This is a genomic window from Sphingomonas sp. 66-10 (assembly GCF_001897045.1).
GTDB classification, from domain to species: Bacteria; Pseudomonadota; Alphaproteobacteria; order Sphingomonadales; family Sphingomonadaceae; genus Sphingomonas; species Sphingomonas lycopersici.
Window position 1 is genome coordinate 5,617 of sequence record NZ_MKRR01000162.1, and the last position, 2,510, is coordinate 8,126.

4 protein-coding genes are annotated in these 2,510 nt (G+C 63.1%); 2 read left to right on the forward strand and 2 right to left on the reverse strand.

The genetic code is table 11. From position 1 onward, the window contains the following. Positions 1-676 (reverse strand): MobQ family relaxase (mobQ, locus tag BGN95_RS25370; RefSeq protein WP_502688355.1); only part of this gene is annotated, 676 nt, incomplete at its 3' end. Positions 677-849: 173 nt separating this feature from the next. On the opposite strand from mobQ, the gene BGN95_RS25375 reads away from it, so the two are divergent. Both BGN95_RS25375 and BGN95_RS25380 read left to right on the forward strand, forming a co-directional pair. After that, positions 850-1,155, forward strand: coding sequence for a conjugal transfer protein TraD (locus BGN95_RS25375; RefSeq protein WP_286774430.1), 306 nt, complete (start codon positions 850-852; stop codon positions 1,153-1,155). A 22-nt stretch (positions 1,156-1,177) separates the two neighbouring features. Then, positions 1,178-1,423: a conjugal transfer protein TraD gene (locus BGN95_RS25380; protein ID WP_286774402.1), complete on the forward strand. Its 246-nt coding sequence runs from the start codon at positions 1,178-1,180 to the stop codon at positions 1,421-1,423. A gap of 115 nt (positions 1,424-1,538) precedes the next feature. Here BGN95_RS25380 and BGN95_RS25385 read toward each other — a convergent pair whose 3' ends face one another. Further along, entirely contained in the window at positions 1,539-1,901 is a 363-nt protein-coding gene (locus tag BGN95_RS25385) for a hypothetical protein (RefSeq protein WP_286774403.1), read from the reverse strand. Positions 1,902-2,510: the final 609 nt, after the last annotated feature.

Consider the following 2,510-nt stretch of genomic DNA (forward strand, 5'->3'; position numbering starts at 1 on the left):
CCTCGGCGCGGTCGGCAAGCTGTCCTGCCAGTTCCATGCGCTGCGCAGGGCCGCCGATCTTGCTTTGCGGCTCAAGGTCGATGCCCTGCGCGTGCAAGCTCCGGTGGTCGATCCGCGCGTCTATGTCGAGTTCAGCCAGCCGCGCGTTGACGTGATCGGCCCAGCGTTCGCGCCATCGCTCGACATTCTCATGATCGTTCCAGTCGCGCACCTTCGCGCCGAACCCGTCCGGGCCAACCTCGCGCATGGTGAGCATGACATGGGCGTGGGGCTTGGGGCTTCCGTCCGCGCCCATGTCCCAATGGACATTCAAATCCGCGATCATGCCGCGATCGACAAACTCGGCAGCCACGAAATCGCGGGCAAGCTCGATGCCCTCGGCCTTGCTCATCTCGCGCGGGATGGCGAACTCAACCTCGCGGGCAAGCTGCGCGTCCTTGCGCTTCTCGAACGCCTCTACGTCATTCCACAGCCGTTCCCGGTCGCGCCATTCCTCGCGCGCGCCCTCCGGCAACATGATCTCGCTATGTTCGACACCGGCGCGGGCGCGGAAATCATGGTCGCGATCCAGCCGCTCGTCGTGCAGCCGTTCGCCCGCGCGATAGGCGGCGGCGGACACGGCGGAGCGGCCCGCCGCGCGACTGATGACTTGCACGCTGAAATGGTATATCGCCATAGCGGCATACCATTTACACTACGAAGCGCACGTCGGAACGACGTATAAGCGCGCCCTTCTCGAAAATTTCTCGGACGGGACTATGGCGTTCCAGACAGTCCCGGCGACTCTACTGCATCGCGGGCGGGTTCATCTTATCATCGCCGCATCGTCACTCAATGAAAGACTTTGCGATGCGTAAACCACGGGATTTTGATTCGGAACTCAAGGCGCTCGCCGACAAGGCCAAGGCGCTCAAGGAACGCCGCGTGCGACAACTCGGCGAACTGGTGACGGCAACGCGTGCCGACGCGCTCGATGCCGATGTGCTGGCCGGGGCGTTGCTGTATGCTGCCACGGTGAAGGATGCCGCGACACGGGAGGGCTGGCGCAAGGCGGGCGCGGCCTTCTTTCTCGGCAAGAGCGCCAAACCTGCGGGCGGACCTGATGCTCTCGGCCAAGGCGTTGCGGCGGACGCAGACCATGCGCAACAGGATTGAGGCCAGCAAGGCGCGAACCGACATGCGCGAGTGGCAAGTCCAGCGTCGCGAGCGAACGCGGCATCTGATCGAGTTGGGCGGGCTGGTCATCAAGGCCGGGCTGGTCGATCTGACCGACGATGATCGCGCCACCCTCTATGGCGCGTTCCTCACCGTCGCGGACAGACTGCGCGGCGACGAACGCGACAACGCGCTCGCCTTGTGGAAGCGCAAGGGCAATCGCGCGTTCGAGGCGGAAACAACGGTCGGGGAGGATACTGCGACATAAGATGACAACCGGCTTCGCGCCGAGCGGAATGCCCTTCGGGTCGGCGTGGCGCGGGCGAATCGGCGCGGCTGCGACGGTTGGCGGCGCTCGGTTCAGAACGCCCGTTGCGCGTTGCTCAGGAGCCGGGGTCAAGGATTATGACACTGACGCAGACCAGCAGGAAGACCGGGATGAAGTTAGCGACGCTGATCGCCGATGCGCATCGTCTCGCGCCACGCGCCTGAACGATGCCGAGAGCAGCAATGAAGCAAAGAAGGACCATGGCCCCATACTGGCCGATCATCATCCGTTCCCGGATGTGCGTGCCGACCGCATGATGGTCTATCACGAAAGGACCCAAGAAAATCGCGAGACCCCACGGTATAATCATGAACAATAGGGCATTCAGACGACGCCGTACCTCCGGTGCCTTCGGAAAGGAGCGGACGACGATCACAACAGATCCGATCCACGCGAGAAGCAGGACCCAAATAAACATAGGGAGTTGTCGCCTTCCTGTCCTGGCGATCGGTGATAGACCACCGGGAATCGGCCTTTTAGCGATGTGGGCAATCAGATGATTGCCCCTCACCGCTTCGCATACATTGCTCTTAGCGCGTCAAAAAGCCGCCCGAGAGCCTCGCGATTGGCGACAGGCTCGCTGTCATCGCGGCGAATGTAGGTGGTCAGCAGCAACCGCTTCGTGCTGTTGGCGGTCATGGTGCAGATGCCCTCGTGTGACACCTTTATTGGAAACGCGATGCACCACGCCGCGGGGCCTTTGCCCGTGCTGCTGGTGCGCGCGAGTTCTCCGATCGGCATGTCGATGAGCCGGTTGGATTTCCATGCCAGCATCGACGCGGCATCTTCCGGCACGGCATTGGCGGGAACGACCGGGTCATCGAACAGATAGACGTCGATCGGCCTTGCACCCGCATAAACCACTCGCGACCGCGCGATCCATTTGGCATCCTGGGGCGGGTCGAGATTAACCTCGTGCTGCACCACACGTTCGGGACCGTTGCCGCTGCCGATCGGCGGGAGGGTGCTGGCGAGCGCGCGGGCGGTAAACGACCGCTCGCCCTCGGACATTCCCGGCGTTTCCTGC